General features: G+C 71.2%; 25 protein-coding genes and 1 pseudogene. 15 read left to right on the top strand and 11 right to left on the bottom strand.

Annotation, left to right across the window (positions count from 1 at the left end; genetic code table 11):
- Positions 1-35: 35 nt before the first annotated feature.
- The 5 genes from OG587_RS00625 to OG587_RS00605 all read right to left on the bottom strand — a co-directional run bounded on the left by OG587_RS00625 (position 36) and on the right by OG587_RS00605 (position 7,050).
- Positions 36-2,093, bottom strand: a complete 2,058-nt coding sequence (locus OG587_RS00625) for a UvrD-helicase domain-containing protein (protein ID WP_329085797.1) — start codon at positions 2,091-2,093, stop codon at positions 36-38.
- A 3-nt stretch (positions 2,094-2,096) separates the two neighbouring features.
- Positions 2,097-4,658, bottom strand: a complete 2,562-nt coding sequence (locus OG587_RS00620; RefSeq protein ID WP_329085796.1) for a hypothetical protein — start codon at positions 4,656-4,658, stop codon at positions 2,097-2,099.
- Positions 4,659-4,769: 111 nt separating this feature from the next.
- Positions 4,770-5,522 (bottom strand): class I SAM-dependent methyltransferase, encoded by a 753-nt coding sequence (locus OG587_RS00615; RefSeq protein ID WP_329085795.1) that lies wholly within the window; start codon positions 5,520-5,522, stop codon positions 4,770-4,772.
- A gap of 128 nt (positions 5,523-5,650) precedes the next feature.
- Entirely contained in the window at positions 5,651-6,712 is a 1,062-nt protein-coding gene (locus tag OG587_RS00610; RefSeq protein ID WP_329085794.1) for an ABC transporter substrate-binding protein, read from the bottom strand.
- A 152-nt stretch (positions 6,713-6,864) separates the two neighbouring features.
- Positions 6,865-7,050 (bottom strand): putative acetyltransferase, encoded by a 186-nt coding sequence (locus tag OG587_RS00605; RefSeq protein WP_329085793.1) that lies wholly within the window; start codon positions 7,048-7,050, stop codon positions 6,865-6,867.
- Positions 7,051-7,210: 160 nt separating this feature from the next.
- On the opposite strand from OG587_RS00605, the gene fdxA reads away from it, so the two are divergent.
- From fdxA to OG587_RS00590, 3 genes are all read left to right on the top strand, one after another.
- The gene (gene fdxA, locus OG587_RS00600) at positions 7,211-7,537 is read left to right on the top strand and encodes a ferredoxin (RefSeq protein WP_329085792.1); all 327 of its coding nucleotides are present in this window, start codon (positions 7,211-7,213) and stop codon (positions 7,535-7,537) included.
- A gap of 143 nt (positions 7,538-7,680) precedes the next feature.
- Positions 7,681-8,760, top strand: a complete 1,080-nt coding sequence (gene dapC / locus OG587_RS00595) for a succinyldiaminopimelate transaminase (protein WP_329085791.1) — start codon at positions 7,681-7,683, stop codon at positions 8,758-8,760.
- 11 nt (positions 8,761-8,771) lie between these two features.
- Positions 8,772-9,449: a DUF4178 domain-containing protein gene (locus OG587_RS00590; RefSeq protein ID WP_329085790.1), complete on the top strand. Its 678-nt coding sequence runs from the start codon at positions 8,772-8,774 to the stop codon at positions 9,447-9,449.
- Here OG587_RS00590 and OG587_RS00585 read toward each other — a convergent pair.
- Positions 9,446-10,225: a hypothetical protein gene (locus tag OG587_RS00585; protein ID WP_329085789.1), complete on the bottom strand. Its 780-nt coding sequence runs from the start codon at positions 10,223-10,225 to the stop codon at positions 9,446-9,448. The two genes, OG587_RS00590 and OG587_RS00585, sit on opposite strands and share 4 nt — an antisense overlap.
- A 114-nt stretch (positions 10,226-10,339) precedes the next feature.
- Here OG587_RS00585 and OG587_RS00580 point away from each other — a divergent pair, with 114 nt between their 5' ends.
- From OG587_RS00580 to OG587_RS00565, 4 genes are all read left to right on the top strand, one after another.
- Positions 10,340-11,194, top strand: a complete 855-nt coding sequence (locus tag OG587_RS00580) for a 2,3,4,5-tetrahydropyridine-2,6-dicarboxylate N-succinyltransferase (protein ID WP_329085788.1) — start codon at positions 10,340-10,342, stop codon at positions 11,192-11,194.
- 207 nt (positions 11,195-11,401) lie between these two features.
- Positions 11,402-12,463: a succinyl-diaminopimelate desuccinylase gene (gene dapE / locus OG587_RS00575; RefSeq protein WP_329085786.1), complete on the top strand. Its 1,062-nt coding sequence runs from the start codon at positions 11,402-11,404 to the stop codon at positions 12,461-12,463.
- 246 nt (positions 12,464-12,709) lie between these two features.
- A complete protein-coding gene (locus OG587_RS00570; RefSeq protein ID WP_329085785.1) occupies positions 12,710-13,504 on the top strand; it encodes a TIGR00730 family Rossman fold protein in 795 nt (264 codons plus the stop codon).
- Positions 13,505-13,513: 9 nt separating this feature from the next.
- On the top strand, positions 13,514-14,101 hold the full coding sequence (locus OG587_RS00565) for a TIGR00730 family Rossman fold protein (RefSeq protein WP_329085784.1): 588 nt from the start codon (positions 13,514-13,516) through the stop codon (positions 14,099-14,101).
- Here OG587_RS00565 and OG587_RS00560 read toward each other — a convergent pair.
- A complete protein-coding gene (locus OG587_RS00560) occupies positions 14,078-14,494 on the bottom strand; it encodes a hypothetical protein (RefSeq protein WP_329085783.1) in 417 nt (138 codons plus the stop codon). The genes OG587_RS00565 and OG587_RS00560 overlap by 24 nt on opposite strands.
- A 290-nt stretch (positions 14,495-14,784) precedes the next feature.
- Here OG587_RS00560 and OG587_RS00555 point away from each other — a divergent pair, with 290 nt between their 5' ends.
- Together OG587_RS00555 and OG587_RS00550 are read left to right on the top strand one after the other, a co-directional pair.
- On the top strand, positions 14,785-15,666 hold the full coding sequence (locus OG587_RS00555) for a hypothetical protein (RefSeq protein ID WP_329085782.1): 882 nt from the start codon (positions 14,785-14,787) through the stop codon (positions 15,664-15,666).
- Between the two features lie 62 nt (positions 15,667-15,728).
- Positions 15,729-16,277 (top strand): DNA-3-methyladenine glycosylase I, encoded by a 549-nt coding sequence (locus OG587_RS00550; protein WP_329085780.1) that lies wholly within the window; start codon positions 15,729-15,731, stop codon positions 16,275-16,277.
- 148 nt (positions 16,278-16,425) lie between these two features.
- Here OG587_RS00550 and OG587_RS00545 read toward each other — a convergent pair.
- Positions 16,426-17,141: pseudogene (locus OG587_RS00545) on the bottom strand (enoyl-CoA hydratase-related protein).
- A 222-nt stretch (positions 17,142-17,363) separates the two neighbouring features.
- Positions 17,364-18,146, bottom strand: a complete 783-nt coding sequence (locus tag OG587_RS00540; protein WP_329085778.1) for a PaaX family transcriptional regulator — start codon at positions 18,144-18,146, stop codon at positions 17,364-17,366.
- A 189-nt stretch (positions 18,147-18,335) separates the two neighbouring features.
- Here OG587_RS00540 and OG587_RS00535 point away from each other — a divergent pair, with 189 nt between their 5' ends.
- Both OG587_RS00535 and OG587_RS00530 read left to right on the top strand, forming a co-directional pair.
- Entirely contained in the window at positions 18,336-18,503 is a 168-nt protein-coding gene (locus OG587_RS00535; protein WP_084195322.1) for a DUF3117 domain-containing protein, read from the top strand.
- A gap of 193 nt (positions 18,504-18,696) precedes the next feature.
- The gene (locus OG587_RS00530; protein ID WP_329085775.1) at positions 18,697-20,196 is read left to right on the top strand and encodes a leucyl aminopeptidase family protein; all 1,500 of its coding nucleotides are present in this window, start codon (positions 18,697-18,699) and stop codon (positions 20,194-20,196) included.
- A 76-nt stretch (positions 20,197-20,272) separates the two neighbouring features.
- Here the strand turns inward: OG587_RS00530 and OG587_RS00525 are convergent, their stop codons facing one another.
- Both OG587_RS00525 and OG587_RS00520 read right to left on the bottom strand, forming a co-directional pair.
- The gene (locus OG587_RS00525) at positions 20,273-20,497 is read right to left on the bottom strand and encodes a hypothetical protein (protein ID WP_329085772.1); all 225 of its coding nucleotides are present in this window, start codon (positions 20,495-20,497) and stop codon (positions 20,273-20,275) included.
- A gap of 175 nt (positions 20,498-20,672) precedes the next feature.
- Entirely contained in the window at positions 20,673-21,323 is a 651-nt protein-coding gene (locus OG587_RS00520; protein ID WP_329085770.1) for an O-methyltransferase, read from the bottom strand.
- A gap of 171 nt (positions 21,324-21,494) precedes the next feature.
- Here OG587_RS00520 and sigE point away from each other — a divergent pair, with 171 nt between their 5' ends.
- From sigE to OG587_RS00500, 4 genes are all read left to right on the top strand, one after another.
- Complete coding sequence (gene sigE, locus OG587_RS00515; RefSeq protein ID WP_329085768.1) at positions 21,495-22,127, top strand: RNA polymerase sigma factor SigE; 633 nt, start codon at positions 21,495-21,497, stop codon at positions 22,125-22,127.
- 52 nt (positions 22,128-22,179) lie between these two features.
- Complete coding sequence (locus tag OG587_RS00510) at positions 22,180-22,710, top strand: anti-sigma factor family protein (protein WP_329085766.1); 531 nt, start codon at positions 22,180-22,182, stop codon at positions 22,708-22,710.
- Positions 22,707-23,777 carry a sigma-E factor regulatory protein RseB domain-containing protein gene (locus OG587_RS00505; protein ID WP_329085764.1) on the top strand — a complete coding sequence of 357 codons (1,071 nt, stop codon included), beginning with the start codon at positions 22,707-22,709 and terminating at the stop codon, positions 23,775-23,777. Before OG587_RS00510 ends, OG587_RS00505 begins: the two co-directional genes overlap by 4 nt.
- 95 nt (positions 23,778-23,872) lie before the next feature.
- Positions 23,873-25,504: a S1C family serine protease gene (locus tag OG587_RS00500; protein ID WP_329085762.1), complete on the top strand. Its 1,632-nt coding sequence runs from the start codon at positions 23,873-23,875 to the stop codon at positions 25,502-25,504.
- Positions 25,505-25,554: the final 50 nt, after the last annotated feature.

Below are 25,554 nucleotides of genomic sequence, written 5' to 3'. Positions count from 1 at the left end.
CAAAGGGGAATATATCCGCAGTTCAGACTATGTGGTCAGGTAGGAAGGAAGGGACTTGCCCGTCCGTAATGAGAAACGTAGAGGAGTTCCCTGGCCCGGGTGCAGGCCACGTAGAGCAGGCCGCGCTCCCGTTGGAGATCGTGTGCCCTGGCCGCCGGATCCTCGCCGACCGGGGTCAGGGAGTCGGGGTCGGGCACGATCCCGTCGCCCACGCCGATCACCGCGACCCGCCGGAACTCCAGCCCCTTCATACCGTGCAGTGTCGTCACCCGTACCCCCAGATCACGCAGAGCGGCCCGCGCGTCACGCACGAGGCCGGCGGTCCTGGCGGCCACCGCTATCTCCTCGGGCGTCACACCCTCATTCACCCACTGTCCCACCTGTGCCACCAGACCCGTCAGCTCATCCTGTGGTGAATCGTAGGCGCGGACCATCGGCCGGAGCCCGTGCCGGGTGCCCCTGAAGCCGTAAAGCTCCTGCACACCCTTGACGAGCCCGTCGGCGGGGCCACCCCCGCGTAACCGGACCCCCCAGGACAGGATCTCCCGTGGAAGCCGGTACGACACCTGCAGGCGCTGCTGGATCGCGTCGATCCCCACGGCGCCGAGCGTCACCCGCGTGTCGAAGATGCGCTGGTGCGGGTCGCCCACGATGAACATGTCGTCGCGGGCGTGCGGCACCGCCGCCCGCAGCAGCCGCCACTGCGCGGGGTGCAGGTCCTGCGCCTCATCCACCACGATGTGCCGGTACGGCTCCCGCGCCGGCTCGATCTCCTCCAGCAGGTCCCCCGTCGTCTGGCCGAGCAGCACCGACGCCTCGGAGGCGAGCTGCAGCAGGGTCCGCTTGCCGCGATCCCGCAGCTGCTCGGTGACGTGCTCGATGGCCTTCCACACGGAGGTGCGCTCCTCGCCCGCCAGTTCGACGCTGCGGCCGGGGCGGGGGGCGTCCAGATACTCGTCCATGGTCCGCAGGTTCTGCGCCAGGACCACCTGCTCCCACTCGCGCAGCAGGAACGCCGGGCTGTGGCCGGTCTCGGTCTCCTCCCAGAGCGCGGTCAGCTCGGCGGCGCCGACCAGCGAGGGCGGGCGCCCCTCGGCCTCGGCGACGATGCGGTGGGCCAGCCGGTCCACGTTGCCGACCTCGATCCGCTTGCGGATCACCTCGTCCTCGATCAGCTGGTCGAGCCTGGTCGCGAGCTCGGCGCTCAGCCCCTGGGAGAAGGTGACGAGCAGGATCTGCCCGCTCGCGCGCCTGGCCAGGAAGGCGGCCCGGTGCAGGGCGACGAGCGTCTTTCCGGTGCCCGCGCCGCCGGTGACCAGCGTCGGCTGCTGGTAGGACTCCCAGTACGCCAGCCGGTGCTGCGGCGGGTGCAGGAACACGCACCAGCCGGGCGCGTCGAGCACGCGGTTCAGCTCGCGCGGGTCGTCGGTGAAGACGGCGCGGTCCGGGCTGCGCAGGAGCGCGGCGCCGAAGTCCTCGGGATTGATCGGCTCGGGGTCCGCGGTGACGGCGCGGCAGTTCTCCAGCTCCCGCCAGGCCCCGGCCATCGAATCGCCCCTGGCGAGCGCAGCCAGCGGCTCGTACTGCGTCGGGGGCAGCAGCGGTTCGAGCGCCTCCAGGGTGAGCTGGTCGGTGATCTGCCTGATCAGCGGCAGGAAGCGGCCGTCGACCCCCAGCTCGGCCAGGTCGCTGTCGCAGATGTCGGAGAACAGCCGCGTCGCGGACGCCTCGGCCGCCCGGCGCACCGCGGGCCGCACCCGGTCCAGCGCCTCGGCGTCCCACATCTCGACCACGCCCAGCGCCGTGTTGACGCCGAACCGGTAGCGCTGCGCGTACGCCCACGCCTCCGCGTCCGGCAGCACGGTCAGCAGCCAGTAGACGTCCCGCTGCTTGACCACGACGCCCCGGTGCCGGTCGGCCAGCCTCAGGGTGGCCACCCGGGGGTCCCGCGCCCCCCTGACCCGCTCGGGGTGCGGAGCGCCCGCCACGTTCTGCAGGAACCTGCGCGCCGAGACCACGACGTCCCGGCGCACCGGCTGGGCCAGGGCGCCGAGTTCGACGGGGAAGTCCGGGGAGATGGCGAGGCGGGGCATGAATCAGGCCAACAGAGACAGGAGATCGCGGTCCCCGCGTTCCCGCAGCCGGGTGAGGAGCTCGGGGGTGCCCACGGGTCCCGTCATGCCGACCCGGGTGGCGATGACCCGCCTGGCCTGCTCAGCGGTGCCGCCCGTCGCGGTGTAGCCGACCAGCCGCAGCGCCCGCGCCGTGATCTCCACCTCCTCGCCCGCGGCCGGCAGGTGCCTGGCCCGCAGGACCCCCTCGTCCGACAGGGTCAGGAACAGGTGGCTGCCCTCCTTGGCGCCCACGTCCTCCAGGAGCGTCATGAGCGACTCCAGCACGGGCCTGTCGTGCCAGCTGAGGACCAGCTCCCCGACCGCGCTGCTGACCGTGCGGCCGTCACCGGGCGACATCCCGAGGTAGGCGGCGAACCCGCTGGGCAGCGGGCACTCGGCGCCCCCGAGGTGTTCCCCGGTGACGTCGATCCTCAGCCACCAGCGGCCGTCGGGCTGCCGGAAGCAGCGCCTGGTCAGCGAGACGTCCTTCAGCGGGCGGAACGGGGCCTTCTTCGGTTCCTGTCCGGCCTCCCCGCCGTTCTGCGGCCCGCCGACCCCGTCGGCGGGCTTCTCCGCGGTCAGGGCCGGGGCGCCGTTCGAGCGCTGGGGAGGCCGCTCGCCCGCGCCGAGGATGCGCAGCTGCGGGACGTTCTCCAGCCACTCCTTGGACACCTCGGGATGGATGCCCAGCGAGGAGACCATGTCGAGGGCCTTGTTGATGGTGAGCGGCGGCTTGGCGCCGCTGATCATGTCGCGGGTGCGGTGGCGCAGCTCGGTGATGTCGCCCTCCACCAGCCACTCGTCGACCAGGTGGTAGCCGGGGAGGGTGGCCAGCACGAACTGCCAGGCCGGTACGTCGAGGGAGTGCAGTTCCCGGGTGTGCCATTCGGCCGCGTCGACCAGCCGCTCCCTCGGCGCGGCCTTGCCGAGGATCCCCTTCATCTCCTCCAGGTGCTCCCGGTACGGGGCGGCCTCGTCGGAGGAGAGCCATTCGGCGAGCTCCCGGCGCAGGTCGGTCTCGAGGTCGCGGATGACCTCCGGGGACACCGCGAAGAGCTTGGCCAGCGCCTCCACGGTCGCGGGGGCGTCGCTGAACAGCCTGTTCTGCGCCACCGCCCAGCGCTTGTCCTCCACGTTGGCGAAGACGCCGTCCACCAGCGAGTGCAGGCTCTTCGGCACCGGCGGCCCGGCCTCGTCGGCCTCGTCGGCCTCGTCGTCCTCGTCGCTCTCCGCGACCGGCTCGGGGGCGTCGGCGGGTGCGGGTGCGGGGTCGTGCCCGCGGTCGTCTCCGGAGTCGTCCCGGGGGTTGGCGACGGGCTCGGCTCCGGCTTCCACGGGTCCTGCCTCGTCGGCGGGTTCCGCCTCGCCGGGCCCTGCCTCGAAGACGGGTTCCGCCTCGGCGGGTCCGGCTTCCGAGATCGCGGGTCCGGCCTCGACCGGCTCCGCCCCGGCTCCTGGGAGGGCCTCGGCGGGTCCGGCCTCGAGGGCAGGCTCCGCTCCGGCTTCCTGGACGGCCCCTGCTCCGGCGGGTCCGGCCTTGGGGACGTCTTCCGCTCCCGCGTGACCGGCCTCGGAGGCGGGTTCGGCCTCGGCGGGCTCCGCCTGATCGGTCCACGGCACCGGCCGGGGGAGGAGGCCGGGCGCGCCCTCGGCGCGAACCCCCGCCACCGGGATGTCCCGGTGGCCGGATCCGGCGGCGTCCGCCTTCTCGGGGGTGGTCGCGAGCCTGTCTTCCCGCACTTCCCGCACTTCCCGCACTTCCCGCGCGGAGGAGCTCGCCGGCCGGTTCTTCCTCGCCGAGGCGGGCTGGAAGAGCGATCCGGGGGGCTCCTCGGAACCGCCGTCCGTCGCGCGACGGGCGTCGGGCACCGGTACGGCGTCGCGTTCCCGCAGGGCCTTGCGCTTCGGCAGAACCACCGGCTCCGCGAGGGCCTCGGGCTCCGGCCCGGGAGCGTCCCCGGCGTGGAGGTCCGCCACGGCGGGCGGGGCGTCCGGCACCGGGAGGTCCCCGGCGGCGGACTCGCTCGCGGTGGATCCGCTCGCGACGGGCACGAGGGAGGCCACCGGCTCGGGGGAGGACGCGGGTGCCCGGGAGGCCTCGGCCGCGTGCGCCGGCGGCGGGACCGAGTGGGCGGGAGCGGGGGCCGCCAGGCGGGTGAAGACCGCGGTGAAGAGCGCGTGCAGCAGGGGGACCGGCTGGATGAACGGCTGGTCGCGCAGGTCGTGGCCGGTCAGCGAGAGAAGGGCCGGCCAGGACCCGGCGCGGTCGAGGGCGATGGCCGTGTAGGGCTCGTCCGCGTCGTCCGGGTCCAGGACGTGCAGGGCGGGAAGCACGTCACCCACGGCGGCGGCCGGCCAGTGGTTCAGGGCGACCGAGGCGAGGATGTCGGCGAGCCTCTCCGGGCCCAGCACGGCGAGCACGCGGGCCATCGGCAGGCTTCGCCACCAAGCGTCCGGTAGGTCGGGCTGTTCGCGCAGAAGTGGGATCGTGGCCGCGTCGCTCCAGCGCAGCGGCGGCACGAGGTCACTCAGACAGAAGTTCATCCGTTCCCTTCACCAGCCCCTCAAGCCGCCCGAGTCACTCCATGTGGCCGGGGAACGAGACTCATGGAACAGACCATAGTCTGGCAAATCGCCCCGGCGCATTGGGGCGATTCAGCGGCGTACGGCCGCGAACCGCAGTCTCACGTAGTCGGCCATCCAGCCGGTCTCCCGCCGTAGGGCGGGGGCGGCCAGCTCGTTCACCCGGCGGAGCAGTGGGTCGACCATCTCCGCGGGCACCTCCTTGAGCAGCGAACCCGCGAACATCCGCACCCAGTCGGCCGCCCCGCCGGGGCACTCGTCGAGCGGGGTCGGCCGGTCGAAGTATTCCAGCAGGCGGACGGTGAAGCCGCCCTTCTCCAGCCGCGTGGCGTATTCGGCGGGGGTGGGAAAGTACCAGGGCAGGCCGGGCTCGGGCAGCCCGTACTCCCGCCAGGCGGTGGACAGTGCCGCCGTCAGAGCGGCGCAGTTGCCCGCGCCGCCCATCTCGGCCACGAACCGCCCGCCCGGCGTGAGGGCCTCGCGGACGCTGGTGATCACCGCGTCCGGCTCCTGGCCCATCCAGTGCAGGGCGGCGTTGGAGAAGACCGCGTCGCACGGCTGGGCGACCGTGAAGTTGCGGCCGTCGCCGACGATGAAGTCCAGCCCCGGATGCTGCGCCAGGGCCTTCTCGATCATCGCCTGCGATCCGTCGATCCCCAGGACGCGGGCGCCCCGGGAGGTGATCTCGGCCGTCAGCACCCCGGTGCCACAGCCGAGATCCACGATGCGCTCCCCCGGCTGCGGGTCGAGAAGCTCGACCAGGGGGGCGCCGTGTGCTGAAACGTACCCAAAGCTGCTGTCATAGGCGCGAGCGTTCCACCTCATCAAGCTCGGGGTGTCGTATCGCAAGACGATCAGCTCACATTCTGAGACGCGAGGCCTCTTATCGGTACTCTCCAGACACTTTAGAGCCTCTGGGAAGTCGCGACATATCAGTCTCGGCAGCCTCAGGCTCATCTCACCTTCTTGGCCCACTCCCGCTGGAGGTAGGCCCTGGCCCTGTCGATCTCCGGGATGGAGAGGATCACGGGCCTCGCGCTGGTGGCGGGGAGCTTCGCGGCCAGCTCGTGGTCGAGGGTGCCGCGCATCTGGAGGGCCTCCATCCTGACGGGCCGGGCATATCCCTTCAGGAACAGGTTCTGTCCCTTGTCGGAGAACAGGAACTCCTGCCAGAGCCGGGCCGCGGCCGGGTGCGGGGCCTGCCTGTTGATGGCCTGGACGTAGTAGGCGCCGAGCACCGCGTCGCCGGGAATCGTGACCTTCCACGTCTTGTCCACGGCGGCCCGCTCGGCGTTGTGGTAGTCCCAGTCGACGAGGACCGAGGCCGCCTTGGGGGTGGCCGCGAGGTTGCCGGCGTTCTTGAGGCGGTGGAAGAACTCCACGCCCCGCTCGGCCCTCGCCTCGCCGCCCCTGAGGGAGACGGCCATCACCCCGTTGAAGGCCGCGGACACCTCTCGGGGATCGCCGGGCAGCGAGACGCTGTGGCGCGGCTTGAGCAGGTCGGAGAAGGACACGGGGGCCGTGACCTTGCTCGGGTCGTAGCCGATGGACATGTAGCCGCCGTATCCGGCGTACCAGAAGCCCCTGTGGTCCTTCAGGCGGTCGGGGATGTCCTGCCAGCCCTGGACCCTGTACGGGGCGAAGAGGGTGGCCTTGGCGGCGGCGACGTCCATGCTCAGGTCGAACACGTCCGGTTTGAGCGCGGCCGCGGCCGCGATCTCCCTGGCGCTGCTGGCGTCGGGCTCCAGCTGGTGGACCTTGATCCCGTATTCCTCGGAGAAGGTGTCGATGATCTCGCCGTAGTTCACCCAGTCGCGCGGTAGCGCGATCACCGTGAGTGCCCCCTCCTTCCTGGCGGCCTCGACGAGGCGCTCCATCGTCGAGAAGCCCTCCTTCAGGGAGGCCGCCTGCGGGTTGAGGGGCGGAAATTGGACGTTCTGAGGAGCCGGGGCGCCACATCCGGCGATCGTGGCCGTGAGGATCACGGCGGCTGCGGCGCTGGTACGTACGGTCACGAACGGAATACTCTCCGCTGCGATTCGTCTGGTCGAGCAGGCGCGACCCTTCTTAACGAACGGCTTACACGTGTCTTGGCGAGTCGCTTACCCGGCGGGCGCCCAAAGCCCGTTCAGGGGTCGTCCACGCGGGTGCGGGGCTCTTAACGGATTCACGCGCGCGGGCGCGGGGACTCCGGGACGACCTTCGCCGCGGCGAGCGTCTCCTCGTCGATCTCGACCAGGGTGCCGTTTCGCCTGCGCACACCGAGCACGCCGTCCCGCCAGAACTCCAGCTCACCCACCGCGTCGCGGAATCCCTCGGGAACCCTTCTCCGAGTGGTGACTCTTTTGCCCACGTCGGAAGGGGTTATGGTGATGTTCAGGCGAGCGCTGAAACCAAAGACCACCGGCTTTTGCCCCCTCCCGTTTCAGACACATGGCGGGCACGGCAATACTAGGGCTTAGCAACTCGCGGTCGAAGTCGTGCCTAGGTGCGTAAAGAAGAAGGAGCCCGAGGTGACCTACGTCATCGCGCAGCCTTGCGTGGACGTCCTGGACAAGGCGTGCATCGAGGAGTGCCCCGTCGATTGCATCTACGAGGGTGAGCGGATGCTCTACATCCACCCCGACGAATGCGTCGACTGCGGCGCGTGCGAACCGGTCTGTCCGGTAGAGGCCATCTTCTACGAGGACGACCTTCCCGAGCAGTGGAAGGACTTCTACAAGGCGAACGTGGACTTCTTCGAGGACCTGGGATCGCCCGGCGGCGCCTCCAAGGTCGGCAAGATCGAGAAGGACCACCCGGTCGTCGCGGTCCTGCCCCCGCAGGCCGAGAGCCACTAGGAGCCGGTGCCGGAGGGGACGGTCACGACGGCCGTCCCCTCGCATCGTCATCGGCAGACCCGTTCCAGTGAAGGACGACGGCTGATCACCATGAACGCCATTTCCGACCGGTCGCAGGCCCCGAGTGTTTCGGTGAGGCCCCGATGAACGGTCTGCCGGACTTCCCGTGGGACCGGCTCACGCCGCTGAAGGAGCTCGCGGCGTCGCACCCCGACGGGATCGTCGACCTTTCGGTGGGCACGCCCGTCGACCCGGTGCCCGCCGTCGTGCGGCAGGCTCTCGCGGACGCCTCGGACAGTCCCGGATACCCGCTGACGTACGGCACCGAGCGCCTCCGCTCGGCCGCCGCCGGGTGGCTGCGGCGCAGGCACGGCGTGATCCTCGACCAGGCGAACGTGCTGCCGCTGATCGGTTCCAAGGAGTTCGTGGCCTGGCTGCCGACGCTGCTCGGCGTCGGCCCCGGGCAGCGGGTGATCCTCCCCGAGCTGGCCTACCCCACCTACGACGTGGGAGCGCGCATCGCGGGCGCCGAGCCGTACGCCACCGACGGGCTGCTCGGGCTCGGGCCCGAGCGGGTGCCGCTGGTCTGGGTGAACTCCCCGTCCAACCCGACCGGTAGGGTGCTGCCCGCCGAGCACCTGCGCAAGGTCGTCTCGTGGGCGCGCGAGCACGGCGCGGTCGTGGCCTCCGACGAGTGCTACATCGAGCTGGGCTGGGAGGAGCGGCCGGTCTCGATCCTGCACCCGGACGTCTGCGGCGGCTCGCACGAGGGCCTGCTCGCGGTGCACTCGCTGTCCAAGCGCTCCAACCTGGCCGGTTACCGTGCTGGATTCGTCGCGGGCGACCCCGTGCTGGTCAAGCGGCTGCTGGAGATACGCAAGCACGCCGGCATGATCATGCCCGCGCCGGTCCAGGCGGCGATGGCCGTCGCCCTGGACGACGACGAGCACGCCGACGAGCAGCGGGCCCGCTACGCCGCCCGCCGCGCGGCGCTCCGTCCCGCCCTGGAGGCGGCCGGCTGGAAGATCGAGCACTCCACCGCGGGCCTGTACCTGTGGGCGTCCAACGGGGCGGGCTGCTGGGACCAGGTCCGCGCGCTGGCCGACAGGGGAATCCTGGTGGCGCCCGGTGACTTCTACGGGACCGCGGGCGACCGGCACATCAGGATCGCCATGACGGCCGGCGACGAACGCGTCGGTGCGGCGGTGCGCCGCCTCCAGTAGGATCGCGCGGCATGACCCCCGAGGTCGCCGTGATACTCGGACTGAGTGTGGCCACGCTCGTCCTGCTGTTCGTCGCGTTCTTCGCGACGACGCGTCAGGACACGGAGGCCGGCGAGTCCGAGCGTTCCGGCGAGACCCCCCTCCCCTCGGTTGAGGCCGCGCAGCCGCCGGCCCAACCGTCCACGGGCCATGTCGGCATCGACTACCCCGACCCTCGCACGATCAAGGTCGGCGACACGATCGAGTGCCGGGGGGTCCGCAGCAGGGTCCTCGGCGCCCTGTACCTGTCGTGGCAGGGCAGCCAGTGGACCGAATACCTCCTCGACGACGGCACCCGCCGCTACCAGTGGCTGTCGATCCAGATGCGCGCCGGCCTGGCCGCCGGTGATCCGCCGCACCTGGAGGTGCTGCTGTGGACGCCGGTGCCCACGGAGGGCATGATCCCCGCCAAGGCCACGCTGAGCGTCGAGGGGGTCGACTTCTTCCCCGTCGACCGGGGCACCGCGGCCTTCCGCGGGGAGGGCGTCACCTCGATGCCCGAGCGGGGCCTGCTCGACTTCGCCGACTACCGGGCCGCCGACGGCCGCCTGCTCAGCTTCGAACGCCTCCAGGGCAAGCGCTGGAGCGCCTCCCACGCCCAGTCCCTGGCCCCCGGGACGATCAGGATCGAGAAGAAGAAGGGCGGCTAGGACAACTCGACCTTCTTGACGGAGGATTTCGGGTCGGCCTTCCAGCCGTCGTGACTTTTCGCGGCCACCCACGACTGGCCGTCGTAGCGGATCCTGGCGAGCCCGAACGTCTTGGCGTGGGCGATCGACCAGGCCGCCACCAGCCAGCCGCGCCTGCGCGAGGGTGCCTCGAAGGTGTCGCCCGGTCCGAGCGCCCTGGCGAGCCTGCGCTCCGCCCCGCGCGCGTCGGGGAGAGGGGTCTTGCCTGTCGGGGCGGGAAACCAGCAGTGCACCGCCTTGGGCACGCGCCCGGTGAACGCCGCGGCGAGGATCTTCCCGTCGTCCTCGTGCTGGGCGTACGCCGTCCCGTCGGCCGAGCGCTGCACCTCCTGGGCCGCCTCGTGGAGCGGCAGTTTCCGGTAGTTCTTCACCTTCACCAGCGCGGTGAAGAACTTCCCCGAGGCGTAGACGGGGTCGATGAGCTGCTCGGGCCTGCCCCACCCCTGGGAGGGGCGCTGCTGGAACACGCCGACCGAGTCGCGGTCGCCGCCCCTCAGGTTCTCCAGCTTGGACTCCTGGATGCCGGTGGCGTAGGCGATCACCACGGCCCGCTCGGGCAGTTTCCTGCGGGCCGCCACGGCCGCGATGACCGCCGCCACCTTCGCCTGTTCGATGTCCAGGTCCAGCGAGCCCTCCGGTGTCGTGATCTTGCATCCCTCGCCGAGGTCGACCAGCGGTGCCACCCTCCTGAGCAAGCTGAAGAGACCCACGGTGATGGCCACCGCGAGCACGGTCACGATCGCGATGATCGCGATAACCCCTTTTGAGAAGCGCCCTGGCACGGTCAAGAACCTACAGGTCCCCAGCGATTGCGCGGGTTGGCGGAACGTCGTGAACGTAGGCTCCGGGCCATGATCCAGAGCGATGCCAGCCCGCTGCCCGCGGCCGTCGACGAGCTGTGGTGGCGCAGGGCCGAGTTGAGTCCCGCCGACACCGAGGCGCGCGCCGTCGTCGTGAGCGCGGTGGACATGCTCGACAGCGGCAAGGCCCGGGTGGCCGAGGTCTCCCGTACCGGCGAGGTGGTCGTGGACGAGCGCGCCCGGCGGGCCGTCATGCTCGCGTTCCGGGTGCTCGGCGCGGCCAGGTCCCAGGTGGGCGACTTCCACCATCACGACCGGGTCCCGCTGAAGACCTCCGTCGAGGGGGTACGCGTCGTGCCGGGGGCGATCGCCCGCTGGGGCTCCTACCTGGCGCCGGGCGTCGTGTTGATGCCCTCGTTCGTCGACATCGGAGCCCACGTGGACGAGGGCAGCACGGTGGGCACGTGGGCCTCGATCGGCTCGTGCGCCCAGATCGGCAGGAACGTCCACCTGTCCGGGGGAGCGGGCGTCGGGGAGACCGGCGGCCGGGACGGCGCGGAGGACTCCCGCGCCATTGGGGAGCCGCCCCGGGCGGTGCCCGCGATCGTCGAGGACGGCGCGCTGATCGGCGGCCGGGCCGTGATCACCGACGGGGCCCGCGTGGGCCGGGGCGCCGTGATCGCCGCCGGGACGATCCTGTCGGCCTCGACCCCGGTCGTCGACGCGCGGACGGGCGAGGAACTGGACCGCGGGCGCGTCCCCGGCTGGTGCGTGGCGACCGGAGGCACCCACCGGCGCGAGTTTCCCGGCGGCGCCTTCGGCCTGAGCTGCGTCCTGGTGCTCGAGCGCCTGGCGGAGGGCCACAGGCCCGGCAGGGCCGAACTCGACCGGATCCTGCACGGATAGGGGCGTCGGTGGCCGGACCGATCGAATCCCGCGAGTGTGCGGCCGGGGCCGGGGCCGGTCGGACTCGGCGAAGGTACGGCAGGGCCGGGATCGTTGGATTCTCCTGAGGATGGACGGGTCTAGATCGGTCGAATTAAGCACATAACGGGCGGGTTTCTCGCGAGGCCGGACTCGGCCGGATCCCGTGCGGGCACTAGGGTCGCGGGCATGAGTACGCGTCTGGACCTCACACAGGATGTCGGGGAGCTCACCGCCCGGATCGTGGACGTCGAGTCGGTCAGCGGCGGCGAGAAGGCCCTGGCCGACGCCGTGGAGGAGGCACTGCGTCCGCTCCGGCACCTGGCCGTCGAGCGCGACGGCGAGTCGATCGTGGCCCGCACCCGCCTGGGCCGCGGCGAGCGGGTGGTGATCGCCGGACACCTCGACACCGTCCCCGTCGTCGGCAACCTGCCCAGCCGGGTCGAGGGCGATCGGCTGTACGGCTGCGGCACCTCGGACATGAAGGCCGGTGTCGCGGTCGCCCTGAAACTGGCGGCCGCTCTTTCCGAGCCCAGCAGGGACGTGACCTACGTCTTCTACGACTGCGAGGAGATCGAGTCCGAGCGCAACGGCCTGCTCCGGCTCAGCCGCAGGCATCCCGACTGGCTCGCCGGGGACTTCGCGGTGCTCATGGAGCCCACCGACGGCGTGATCGAGGGCGGCTGTCAGGGCACGCTCCGGGCCCAGGTCGTCATCCGGGGCAAGCGGTCGCACAGTGCCAGGTCCTGGTTCGGGGTCAACGCCATCCACGCCGCCCAGCCGGTGCTCGCGATCCTGAACGCCTACGAGGCCAGGCTTCCCGTCGTGGACGGGCTGGAGTACCACGAGGGCCTGAACGCGGTGGGCATCGGCGGCGGCGTCGCGGGCAACGTGATCCCGGACGAGTGCGTGGTGACCGTGAACTACCGCTTCGCCCCCGACCTGTCGCTGGACGACGCGCGCGCCCATGTGAGCGAGGTGTTCGAGGGGTACGAGGTCCGCTTCACCGACGCCGCCCCCGCCGCGCGGCCCGGCCTGACCCATCCGACGGCGCTGGCCTTCGTCCACGCCGTCGGCGGCACGCCGCGGGCCAAGCTCGGCTGGACCGACGTCTCGCTCTTCTCCGGCCTGGGCGTGCCCGCGGTCAACTACGGTCCCGGCGATCCGAATCTGGCGCACCAGAAGGACGAGTTCGTCTCGTTGAAGAAGATCGCCGACTGCGAGCGCGGAATGCTCGGCTGGCTGTCCTGAAAGAGGCCGGTGTGCCTGTTCGCGGCGGGCGCGGGCCTCGACGCGCGAGAGCCGGGAGGGGCGGGAGGGGCGGGAGGGGCGGGGCACAAATGAAAGTGGCTTTCCTCGCCGGCCATTTGGCGGGGAAAGCCACTTTCAGTCCCGAGCAGCACCCTCGGCAGTTAGACGCGCACTGTTCAAAGTCCGGTTCCATGTTTTCGTAGAGATTTTTCAAGATTTTTATGGGACGGCGCTACGGTGACCCGCATGAAGAAAACACGTCCGGAACGTCGCCAGGGAGCCGCCGTGGTTCGCGGCGATCTCGTCTCCGACTCCACCCACGACCAGCGGCTTCTTGATCGAAGGGGTCCGGCCGACTGGCTGCACATGGATCCGTGGCGGGTGCTGCGCATCCAGGCCGAGTTCGTGGAGGGCTTCGGCCAGCTCGCCGAACTGCCCCAGGCGGTGACCGTCTTCGGATCCGCGCGCACCCCCGTGGACAGCCCCGAGTACGAGATGGGGATCCAGCTGGGCCGGAAGCTGTCCGAGGCGGGCTACGCCGTGATCACCGGTGGCGGCCCCGGCTGCATGGAGGCCGCCAACAAAGGGGCCGTGGAGGCGGACGGCATCTCGGTGGGCCTGGGCATCGAGCTGCCCTTCGAGCAGAGCATGAACGAGTACGTCGACCTCGGCATCGAGTTCCGCTACTTCTTCGTCCGCAAGACCATGTTCGTGAAGTACTCCTGCGGATTCGTCACGCTGCCCGGCGGTTTCGGCACCATGGACGAGCTCTTCGAGGCGCTCACCCTGGTCCAGACCCAGAAGGTCACCTCTTTCCCCGTGGTGCTGATGGGGACGGAGTTCTGGGGCGGCCTGATCGACTGGATCAAGAACACCCTCGTGGGGACGGGCAAGATCTCTCCGGCGGATGTGGATCTCATTCACGTCACCGACGACGTGGACGAGGCGGTCCGGATCATCACGGAGGCCGACAACAAGAGGGGCGGTCAACTGGAAGGCGAGCGGAAGGCGGTCATGACCACGGTCGGCGATGCCGAATAGGGTCAGTGCGTGTTCATTTGTGTATTCCTCGCATCGAGTCAGAAGATCGACAAGAAGTATCCGGAACTGGCGGAGCAGGTCGGCACCGAGCTCGCCAGGCGCGGGCACGGCCTGGTGAGCGGTGGGGCCAGGGTCTCCTGCATGGGAGCCGTGGCCCGCGCGGCCCGCGCGGGCGGCGCCCGCACCATCGGGGTGATCCCCCAGTCGCTGGTGGACATCGAGCTCGCGGACGAAGAGGCCGACGAGCTGGTGGTCACCACCGACATGCGCGAGCGCAAGGGCGTGATGGACGCCCGCTCCGACGCCTTCCTGGTGCTGCCCGGCGGCATCGGGACGCTGGAGGAGCTGTTCGAGATCTGGACGTCCCGCACGCTGGGCCTGCACGACAAGCCGCTGGTGGTCCTCGACCCCTGGGGGATCTACGCGCCGCTGCGGGAACTGGTCGAGGGCATGGACGAGGCGGGCTTCACCCGTCCGAACGTCTTCGACGCCATCTCCTGGACCACCACGGTCGACGAGGCGTTCCGGCTGCTGGAGAAGTCGACCAGGCACCTGGAGCCGAGCGCGGAGGAACTAGGCGAGGCCACGGCGGGTTAGCGCGGGCGGGCGCCGCCCGGCGAGGGAGTCCGTCATCTCGACCGCGAGCCGCACCTGTTCGGTGCGGTCCGTACGGAAGACGCGGGCACCGGCCCAGGCGCAGATCGAGGCCGCGGTGAGCTCCGCGGCCTCGGCGTCCCGCTCTCTCGCGGCGGTGTCCCCGGTGTCCCCGGTGTCCCCGGTGTCCCCGGTGTCCCCGGGGTTTTCGGGGTTTTCGGCCTCCCCGGCCGGCGCGGTGAGCGGGACGGGGGAGGTGACGGCGGCCAGCCGGGCGGGGGTGACGACCACGGTGTGCCCGGCACGGACGAGTTCCTCGACCTCCCCGACCGAACGGGCCTCGACCCATCCGGGTTCGCCCCGATCACCGGGGCGGAGCACGACGAAGGCCGTCACCGGACATCCAGGGCGGACGCCCAATCCTCCGGAGCGGGAGAAAGACGTCTCCCGGCGCGTGAGGCCGGCCCGGTGGGGGCGGGGTGTTCCGCGATGACCAGATGGGACATGTTTCTCCGAACGCGGCGGGGTGCGCGGTGTCCGCGCGGGGAGGCTTCGAGGCTACCCGGCCGATGAACCGCGATCCGACGGACCCGGCCTGAGGCCGGGCGCTGGGATTCCCGGCCTTCAGGCCGGGGAGGACGTCATGATCCGATCCTAGGTCAGCACAGATGTGGCACGATTCGTATGTGCTGGTCGTATTAGCTCTCGCTGCCGTAGCCGTTATCGCCGGTGTCACGGTGGTCGCCATGGGCCGGGGAGGTGAGCTGAGTGAGTTCGCCCCCGACGTGCCCCCGCTGAACCTGCCCCAGGCGGGTCAGCTCGGCGCGGTCGACTTCATGGCCCTTCAGCTCCCGGTGAGCCTCGTCGGATACAACACGCAGAGCGTGGACGAGACGCTGAACCGGGTCGCCGGGGCCCTGAGCGAGCGCGACACCAGGATCGCCGTGCTGGAGCAGCGGGTGTCGGAGCTGCTCGCCGGCAGGCTCCAGGCCCGCCACGAGCTCAACCCCGGCACCCCTACGCGCGGGCCCGAGGCACCGTACGAGCTTCCCGGCGGGGACGGGTTCGGGGCGTCCGAGGAGCTGTCCGGCGGGTCGTCGGTCGTTTCACGCACCGGGCGCGAGACGCCGCCCGGGTCCTCCGGCGAGGACGGGTCGGGGGCGCGCGAGGAGCTCTCCAGCGGGTCGCAGGCCGAGCCCGCCAAGCCCGCCGACTTCTCTGAGTTCGCCAAGCCCGCCGACTCCTCCGAGCCTGCCGAGCCTGCCAAGTCCTCCGCCTCCGCCGAGCCTGCAGACTCCTCCGCCGAGTCCTCCGCCTCCGCCGAGTCCTCCGCCTCCGCCGAGTCCTCCGCCTCCGCCGAGTCCTCCGAGCCGGAGGAGCTTACCCAGGCCGCTGAGGCGTCCGAGCCGCCCGGCGTGTCGCGGTTCGCCAGGCCGTCCGAGCCGTCCCAGGTGCCGGATTCGTCCTCCCAGCCCTCCTCGTCCGGGGCTTCGGACTCGAAGGAGTCGTCTCCCGGTTCCGTCGGCCTCCGTACGGGGGAGCGGCGGGAGACCGAGGACCCCCGGTGACCGAGACCTCGCGGGCCGTGGCCCCCACGGAACCCACAGAGCCCGTGGAGCCCACAGAGCCCGTGGAATCCGTGGAGCTCGTGCGCTGCGGCTGGGCGACCTCGGCCCCCGACTACGTCGCCTACCACGACGAGGAGTGGGGCCGTCCGGTCACCGGTGACGACCGGGTGTTCGAGCGGATCGCGCTGGAGTCGTTCCAGTCCGGCCTGTCGTGGATCACCATCCTGCGCAAGCGGGAGAACTTCCGCGCTGCCTTCGCGGGGTTCTCCATCCCGGCCGTGGCCGCGTTCGGCGACGAGGACGTCGCCCGCCTGCTCGGCGACGCGGGCATCGTCCGCAACCGGGCCAAGATCGAGGCGACGATCGCCAACGCACGGGCCGCGCTCGGCGTCGGCCTGTCCGACCTCGTCTGGAAGCACGCGGACCCCGGCGCGCCCGTCCCGAAGACCCTGGCGGACGTGCCCGCCCAGACCGCCGGTTCCAAAGCCCTGGCCAAGGAACTCAAGGCGCATGGCTTCCGTTTCATCGGCCCGACCACCGCCTACGCGCTGATGCAGGCCATCGGCCTGGTCAACGATCACCTGGCCGACTGCTGGGCACGCGGGGCCTGACGTCCCTCCCCTTCCGCGAGCGGCCTCCCGAAGCCGCCGGCGGCCCCGGAAGCGGGTGATTCCCGCGTTCCACGGTCCCCGCGTCCCGTGATCCTCGAAGTCGGAGGCCCTCGAAGTCGGTGGCTCTGGAAATCCGCGGCCCTCGAAGTCAGCGGCCCTCGAAGACGGGGCGCTCCTTGGCGAGGAAGGCGCGGGTCGCGTTCAGATGATCGCCGGTCTTGGCGCAGGCGTTCTGGAGGTCGGCTTCCAGCTCCAGCGCCTCGGCCAGGGAACTGGTCGCGGCGAACCGCAGGGCGCGCTTGGTCGCCGCGTAGGCGCTCGTGGGACCCCGCGCCAGCCGTACGGCCAGGGCGCGGGCGGCGGTGTCCAGCTCGTCGGCGGGGACGACCTGGGAGACGATCCCGAGTTCGAGGGCGCGATCCGCGCCGAAGGGCTCGCCGAGCAGCAGGAGCTCGGCCGCGCGGGCCGTGCCGACCAGACGCTGGAGGGTCCAGGAGGCGCCCGAGTCGGGGGCCAGGGCGATCCCCGAGAAGGCCATCGCGAATCTGGCCCTCTCCGCGGCGATCCGCAGGTCGCACGCGAAGGCCAGGGAGGCGCCCGCGCCCGCGGCGGCGCCGTTCACCGCCGCGACGACAGGCTTGCCCATCTCGGTGATCGTCCGGACGATCGGGTTGTAGTGCGCGCGTACGGTCTCGTCCAGCCCCCGGCCCGCCTCCAGGTTCGCGGCGTGCTCTGTCAGGTCCTGGCCGGCGCAGAACGCCCTCCCCGACCCGGAAGGAGCACCGCCCGCACGGAGGACGCCTGCGCCGCCGAGGTCAGCGCCTCCAGCAGGGCGGTCTTCGCCCGGACCGTCAGCGAGTTCATCGCCTCCGGCCGGTTGAGGACGATGGTGGCGACGGCATCGTCGACGGAGTAGAGGACGTCGTTCAACGGGTGCTCCTTCCGGAAGCCCCTGCCCGCACGGCTCCGCCAACGGCTCCGGGGCCTCGTTCTGTTCACGGTGACCTTCACCGCGACTTTCACGGCGGCTTCTGCGCCGATCTTCACGGTGACCTTCGTGGCGGCTCTCACGGACGGCGGCTTCCGCTACGCCTCGCCAAGGTGGCGGTCGACGAAGGCGGCGGCGGCCGGGAGCAGCCGTCCGGCCTCGCGCTCGAAGTAGATCCTGGCCTTCTCCCCCGGCCAGCCCCGCGGCAGGAGCTCCGCGGGGAGCCCGGGATCGCGGAACAGGAAGTTGCGCCAGCCGTGCAGCAGCCTGCTCCGGGTGGCGAACACCTGGTCGCCGCTCGCGTTGTCGGGCAGCGCGCCGACCAGGTCCATCGCCTGGGCCATCCACTCCTCGTAGGCGGCCCCGATGCCGTCCAGATCCCAGGTCCTGGCGACCAGCGCGGCGGGGTCACCGTCGAGCACCGCGTCGAACCGGTCGGCGGCGAGGCCCTCGCCGTCGAAGATCGCGTCCAGCTCGGGGGAGGGCCGCGGCCCGATCCAGGTCGTCTCCGACAGGGGCGCGTACCCGATGAAGGCCAGATCGGAGCGCAGGCGCTCCCGCCTGGAGCGCTCGCGCACGGGTTCCACCACGAGGATGTGCCACCGGCCGTTCCATGTGATCGTCCCGACTCGGTAAATTCTCAGTGCGGCCTCGTCGAGGCGGTGCACGCACTTGGGGGTGACCTCGTAGCCGGGGCCCCTGGGCAGCCGGGCGGGCGCGAGCCAGCCCTGCCGCACCATCCGCGATACGGCGGTGCGCACGGCGGGGGCCGCGATGTCCAGCGGGGCGAGGAGACGGACGAGGGCGGCCACGGACGCGCGACCGCCTCGGGACCTGAGGTGGTCCCCGTACAGATCGAAGAGAGCGGCGCGGGCGTTCACGAGGACAAGTTTGGCCGTCTGAGGGGTCTCGGACAACGGTCTTGATCGCCGGATGAGCCGACGCTAAGACTGATCGTTCCCATTCTCCGTGCGGAGGCGGGATAATAGGACATCACAGAAGACGTGAATGCGTCGGCCACCCTCGGGTCAGTCGGAGATCCGGAGCCCGAAGCAGGAAGGGATACACGCATGGCGGCTATGAAGCCGAGGACCGGTGATGGTCCGCTGGAGGTCGTCAAGGAAGGCAGGGGGATCGTCATGCGGGTTCCCCTGGAGGGTGGCGGCCGCCTTGTCGTCGAGCTCTCGGCGGACGAGGCAAGCGCCCTCGGTGAGGAACTGAAGAAAATCGTCGGTTGATCCCGATCTAAACCAGAAGTGGTGGAGCCGGGCCCTATTTGAGCTTGCTCGGGGAGCATGACACCTGCGACGGCCCGCGAGACCGACGATGAACACGGCCCTGGCCGTCGGACCGCCTCACGGCGGCTCGCGCCAGGGCCGCGGTGTTCTCCCCGGTGTTCTTCTCCACGCCTGATGACTAGGAGTTACCCCTATGCCCATCTCCCCCCATCTGCTCCTGCCTCGCGTTCCCTACGCGCGGGGGCTGTCCGCCGCGTCCCCCGGGGGTGCGGAGCCCGCCACCGGGGAGGGGGCCGGGACCGCGCTCCCCGGTGACGCCGAGTTGCTGGCCGTCCCCTTCGCGGCGGACCTCGCGCCCGAGATCGAGCTGCCGGTGCCCGCGGCGGCGCTGCTCGCCCACCACAAGGCCAAGGGCGAGGCGGGCGAGATCGTCGAGGTTCCCGTCGCGAACGGCGACGCCGTCGGCCGGGTGCTCCTCTACGGGGTCGGCGACGGCTCGGCGGCCGCCCTGCGCAAGGCGGGCGCGGCGGTGGCGCGGCGCGGCAAGGGCAGGGACGCCATCAGGATCGTGCTCCCGGACGGGCCGGTGGCCGCGTTCGTGGAGGGTGCCCTGCTGGCCACGTACACCTTCAGGGCCGGCGAGGCGAAGTCCTCCCCGGTGACGCTCGAGTTCGTCGGCGACGGGGTCGAGGCGGAGGTCGCCGGGGCCGAGGTGATCGCCGGGGCCGTGGCGCTCGCCAGGGACCTGACCAACACCCCCTCCTCGGTGAAGTCCCCCGCCTGGCTCGCCGAGCGCGCCGCCGAGCGGGGCGTCGCGGTGAGGGTGTGGGACGAGCGGGAGCTGCGGTCCGGCGGCTTCGGCGGCATCCTCGCCGTCGGCCAGGGGTCGGTGAGCCCGCCCCGGCTGATCCAGCTCTCCTACGAGCCCGAGGACGCGACCGGCCACGTGGTCCTGGTCGGCAAGGGCATCATGTACGACACCGGCGGCCTGTCGCTCAAGCCGACGAGCAACATGGTGTTCATGAAGACCGACATGGCCGGCGGAGCCGTCGTCATCGCGGTCCTGGGCGCGCTGGCCGCGCTCGGCGTGCGGGTGCGGGTCACCGGCCTCGTCGCCGCCGCCGAGAACTCCTTCTCCGGCACGGCCCAGCGCCCCTCCGACGTGATCACGCAGTACGGCGGCCGGACGGTGGAGGTGCTCAACACCGACGCCGAGGGCCGTCTGGTCCTGGCCGACGCGCTGGCCTACGCCGACGCGGAGCTGGACCCGGACGTCATGGTCGACATCGCCACGCTGACCGGGGCGATCGGCATCGCCCTGGGCAAGGATCTCGGCGGGGTCTTCGCCTCCGACGACGAGCTGGCCGGCGAGCTGGTCGGAGCGGGGGCGACCAGCGGGGAGCGGCTCTGGCGGATGCCGCTGATCGACGACTACGTTCCCGCGCTCGAATCGTCCGTGGCCGACCTGACCAACATCGAGGCCGGATCGACCTACGGCGCCGGTTCCGTCATCGCGGCGCTGTTCCTGCGCGAGTTCACCGGCGGACGGCCGTGGGCGCACCTGGACATCGCGGGTGTCGGCCGCAGCGGTGCCGACGAGGGCATCCTCAGCAAGGGGGCCACCGGGTACGGCGTGCGCCTGCTGCTCGAATGGCTGTCGGGGCTCAACGACGGGGTGACCAAGAGACGGTGACCAGAAGGCGCTGACCGGCGCCAGGCTCGCGAGCCTGGCGCCTGCCCGGTGCGCGGGCGCCGCCGCCCGGCGCTTCCTACCTGCTCGCCTCGGAGAGGCTGACGATGGCCTCCGCAGCCCGGAAGTGCTTGTTGCGGCCGAGGTCGCCGATGGTCTTGATACCGAACGCCTTGGCCAGATCCTGGGCGTCGCTCTCGCTGACCCCGGAGAGCGCGCTGACCGGCGCGTTGGGAAGCGCGTGGAGGTCGACTCCCTCGTAGTCCTTGTCGAGCAGTTTGTCCAGCTTGGCGGCAACCGTCATGGTGCACCCCTGTATATCGATGATCATGGAAAAGGCCCGCGTTGTAGCGCTATGGCCTTACCGGCATCGTTTCCGGCCCGCAGGGGGTTGACCCGCGTCTTTCGGGATCCTGGTGATCGCTTTCCGGACCCGTGTGAACGGCATTGCCCAATCCTGGGGCGTGTCGCGGGCGGTGTCAGTCGGCGAGCTTGACGGCCGCCAGGATGCCGTCCCCCAGGGGCATCATCAGCGGGCGGAGCCGCTCGTCGGAGCGGACCAGCTTGCCCAGCTCCCTGATGGCGACCGTGTCGGGGTCCCGCTGCACGGGGTCGGCCACCCTGTTGCCCCAGAGGGCGTTGTCGAAGACGACGATGCCGCCGACCCGCAGCAGCCGGACGGACTCGTCCAGGTAGTCGGCGTACTCGTGCATGGCGCCGTCACAGAAGACCAGGTCGTAGCCGCCGTCGGAGAGGCGGGGGAGCACGTCGAGGGCACGGCCGGTGATCAGGCGGATCCGGCCGCCGGAGAATCCGGCCTGGGCGAAGCTCTGCCTGGCCAGCCGCTGGTGCTCGGGTTCCACGTCCACGCTGGTGAGCGTGCCGTCCTGGCGCATGCCGCGGAGCAGCCACAGCCCCGACACGCCGCAGCCGGTGCCGATCTCCACGACGGCGCGGGCGTTGATGGCGGTGGCGAGGAAGCAGAGAGCGGCGCCGCCGCCGGGCAGGATCGGGGGCGCCCCCACCTCCGCGCCGCGCATGCGCGCGGCCCGCAGGATGTCGTCCTCCCGGTGGAACTCGTCGGCATAGGCCAGAGTGGCCTCCAACGGACTTGTCGGCGTCTCTGCCATCGGCCTCTCCTCCCGCTTTCTCCGTACACAGTCATATAGGCGCTGGGTCGCAGCCTAAGGGAGGCAGGCCCGATCGGGAACTCATGTCACCCCCGGTGCGTTGCACGGTTTAAGCGGCCTTTGCCGGTCCTGAAGGTAGTCAGTGCGCACGAAGGGACGAAACCAGGCACTATGGCGATAGCGGTGGTCCCGGAGAGAGGAGTGCTGGTGGAGGAGTCCGACCACCAGGCCGAAGCTCCCGTGTCTGATTGGACACCTCCCACATGGGAGGAGGTGGTCCGGACGCACTCGGCGCGCGTCTACCGGCTGGCCTATCGGCTGACCGGGAACGTGCACGATGCGGAGGATCTCACACAGGAGGTCTTCGTCCGGGTCTTCAGGTCGTTGTCGAACTACACGCCAGGCACTTTCGAGGGCTGGCTGCACCGCATCACCACCAACCTGTTCCTCGACATGGCGCGGCGCAAGCAGCGCATCAGGTTCGAGGGGCTCGCCGACGACGCCGCCGAGCGGCTGCGCGGGCGCGAGCCTTCTCCCGCACAGGTGTACGACGACACCCATCTGGAGCCCGACATCCAGGCGGCACTCGACGCGCTCGCGCCCGAGTTCCGCGCGGCCGTCGTTCTGTGTGACATCGAGGGGCTGTCCTACGAGGAGATCGCGGCGACGCTGGGCGTGAAGCTCGGCACCGTCCGCAGCCGGATCCACCGTGGGCGGGCGCAGCTGCGTGAGGCGCTGGAGCATCGCGCGCCGCGGAACGACCAATTCCCCCCGAGCGTTACTCACGGGGAGGAATTCGCATGAGAAACCACAGTCATGACGAATGTCACGACGAGCCACTTGGCAAGGAGTGCGCATGAGTCACCTTGGAGAACGCGTTTCCGCGCTGGTCGACGGTGAGCTGAATCACCACGAGCGCGACCGTGCCCTGTCTCACCTCACCTTCTGCGCCACCTGCAGGGCCGAGGTCGACGCCATGCGGGCGCTGAAGAGCCGGTTGCGGTCCCTCGACGGTCCGGCGATGCCGACCGACCTGACGATGTCCCTGCTCCGCATGGCGGAGCCCGGCGGCCCGTTGCCGCCGCGTGAGCGCCCCTTTCCGGCCTCACGCACCTTCGGTGGCGCGCCCATTCCGAGCATGCACAGCATCGCTCCCCCCGACAACCGGCCCCGAGGCCGTGCCGGAGGGCCTCGCCGAGCGCGGCGGGCGGGCTATGTCGCGGTGGGCGTCGCCTCGGCGGCCGTGGCGATCGGGACCCTGTTCGTGGTAGGCGGGGCCGACCCCAATCCGCGTGTCGTGCCGCCGGTCGACATGTTCGCCAACCAGCACAGGAACACCGCGCCCTATGGCGGGTCGGCGACGCCGACCCTCTCCCCCTCTCCGTGATCCGGCTGCCCGCCACGGTCTTCCTGGCCGCTGTCATGCTGCTGGGGCTGGTGGCGGGCGGCACGGCACACGCCGTCCGGTCCCCGCACGTCGTGCCGCCGGACGACGTCGAGAGCGAGGACAGCGGTCTGCACCTGCTCCGCGAGGCGGCGGTCGCCGGCCGGTCCCGCGGATACTCCGGCACCCAGTACGTCACCTCCTGGGGCGCCTCCGGCGCCGCCTCCGCGGTGCTGGAGGTGCGCAACGTCCCGGGAAAGGGACTGACGGTGCGCGCCGCGCCCTCGGGGGCCTCGGGGCCCTCCGGCTCAGTACGGAACGCCTCGGGCTCGGTACGGAACGCCGACCCCGGCACCCCCGCCGGGGGCATGTCCAGCCCGTCCGAGGCGATGCTCGAGGTCCTGGCCCGCAACTACCGGGTCGTGGCCGCGGGGGAGGGCTTCGCCTGCGGGCGCCCGGCCCGCCTCGTGAACGTCCTGCGGCCCGACGGCACGGCCGCCGCCCGCTACTGGCTCGACGAGGCCGGCGGTCCGGTGCTGCGCCGCGAGCTCATGGACGCCGAGGGCCGGGTCGTCAGCGCCGGGGCCTTCGTCGATCTGACCCTCGATCCGGTGGCGAGGAGCGCGGCGCCCGCGCTGGCCGCCGGTGGTCTTGACCTGGCCGAACTGCCCCGCCTGGCGGCCGGTGGCTGGAGTTTCCCCCGGGCACTGCCGGGACGCCTGGAGCTGTTCGCCGCGCACAACACCCCTCCTGGATACTTGTATCTGGGGTACTCAGATGGATTGTCAGTCGTGTCGGTTTTTATCCAGTCTGGGATGCTTGATGAGGAACGTCTCCAAGGTTGGCATGCGGAGCGGCGTAAGGGGCATACGATCTGGGTTCGAGACCCAGCTGGGCAGGAGACGATCTGGGCGAGTGGGGGTCATGTCTACACCGTCTTTGCCGACGCGCCGGCCGACATGGTCGACACCGCTGTCGCGGCGTTGCCGCACGAGCCCGTTCCCGATCTCTGGACGCGGCTCGGCCGCGGTGCGAGCCGTCTGCTCTCCTGGGTCAATCCCTTCGGATAACGCGTGCTTTACACATCTCGTATGCCGCTCGGGGGAAGATTGCCGGGTTGACTCGGCGAGCGGCCGCCTGCGAGGCAAGGAGTAGTGAGTATTCGATGACCGACGATGCCCGTACTACCCACGAGGCGAACGATGCTGAGGGGCGTACGCCGTCGGACTTCGCCGACGGCGGCCACGGCACTCCCGAGTCCCGCCGCGCCGACTCCTCCGGCCCCGAGTTCTCCCGCCCGGAGTTCCTGCCCGCAGGGGAGGCCGCGCCCTTCCAGGCCGAGCAGCCCCGCGACGACGGCTGGAGCCAGCCGGGCGCCCAGCCCGACCGTGACCGGTGGGGCCGGCCGCAGGAGCATCCCGAACCGCTTCGCCACGACGGCAGGGACGTGCCGCCCGGCGAGGGTGTCCAGGGCCCCGGCCCCACGGGGGAGAACTGGGGCGACCCCTCGGGCAGGCCCAGGTACGACACGGCGGTCTTCTCATCCCAGCCCGCCCCGCCCCCGCCGCCCGCCCAGGCGTTCGGCATGGGGCCCGGCTGGGCGCCCCCTCCCACGGGCCCGGGGGGTCCGGGAGGCCCCGGAGGCTTCGGCGGTCCGCCGCCCGCGCCCGTCCGGCGCGGGCCGCGCACCGCCACGCTGGTGATCCTCGCCGTGGTGGTCGCGCTGCTGGCCTCCACGCTGGGCAGTGTCGGCACCTACCTCCTCACCAAGCCCACGGGCTCGGGGCGCGACCCCTCCTTCAGCCTGGGCGGGGCGCCGACGGGTTCCAACGTCCGGCCCCCCGAGTCGGTCGCGGGCGTGGCCTCGAAGGTCCTGCCCAGCGTGGTGTCGCTCGCCGTCGAGGGCGGGGCGAGTTCCAGCACCGGCTCCGGCTTCCTGATCAAGGGCGGCTACGTGGTGACCAACAACCACGTGGTGGCCAGTGCCGACCCGAGCGGCCAGATCCAGATCCAGTTTAACAACCGCAAGTCCACCTCGGCCGTCGTCGTGGGCCGTGACCCCGAGTCCGACCTGGCCGTGGTCAAGCCCGCGGAGACCTTCGGCGCCCCCGAGATCGTCCTCGGCAACTCCGACAACGTGGTCGTGGGCGACCCGGTCATCGCCATCGGATCTCCGCTGGGCCTGACCGGCACCGTGACCTCCGGCATCGTCAGCTCGCTCAACCGCCCCGTCCAGGCGGGTGAGGAGAACAGCTCCGACACCACCTGGCTCAGCGCCGTGCAGACCGACGCGGCCATCAACCCCGGCAACTCGGGGGGCCCGCTGGTCAACGTCAACGGCGAGGTCATCGGCGTCAACTCGGCGATCGCCACGCTCGGCAGGTCGGTCGGCGGCCAGAGCGGCAGCATCGGCCTCGGCTTCGCCATCCCGGTGAACCACGCCCGCCGGGTCGCCCAGGAGCTGATCACCACGGGCAAGGCCAAGAAGTCGCGCATCGGCGTCGCCATCGACCCGACCTACCAGGGCGTCGGGGTGCGCATCGCCACCGAGTCCAGGCAGGGCTCGCAGCCGGTCGAGCCGAACGGCCCCGCCGCCCAGGCGGGCCTCAAGCCCGGAGACGTCATCCTGGAGGTCGAGGGCGTCGTGCTCCAGGACGGCAACGAGCTGATCGCCATGATCCGCAACAGGGCTCCCGGTGAGAAGCTCGCGATCAAGTACCAGCGTGGCGGCCAGGAGAAGACCGCGACCGTGACCGTCGGTACCGCACCTGACCAGCCTTCGCCCGCACCCTCCTGAGTGGCGGGGTGGGGCGCGTGCTCACGAGTCGGGGCGTTAGTGTGGAACCT

This window comes from Streptosporangium sp. NBC_01469 (assembly GCF_036227305.1).
Lineage (GTDB): Bacteria > Actinomycetota > Actinomycetes > Streptosporangiales > Streptosporangiaceae > Streptosporangium.
This window is presented reverse-complemented; position numbering and strand designations above follow the sequence as displayed.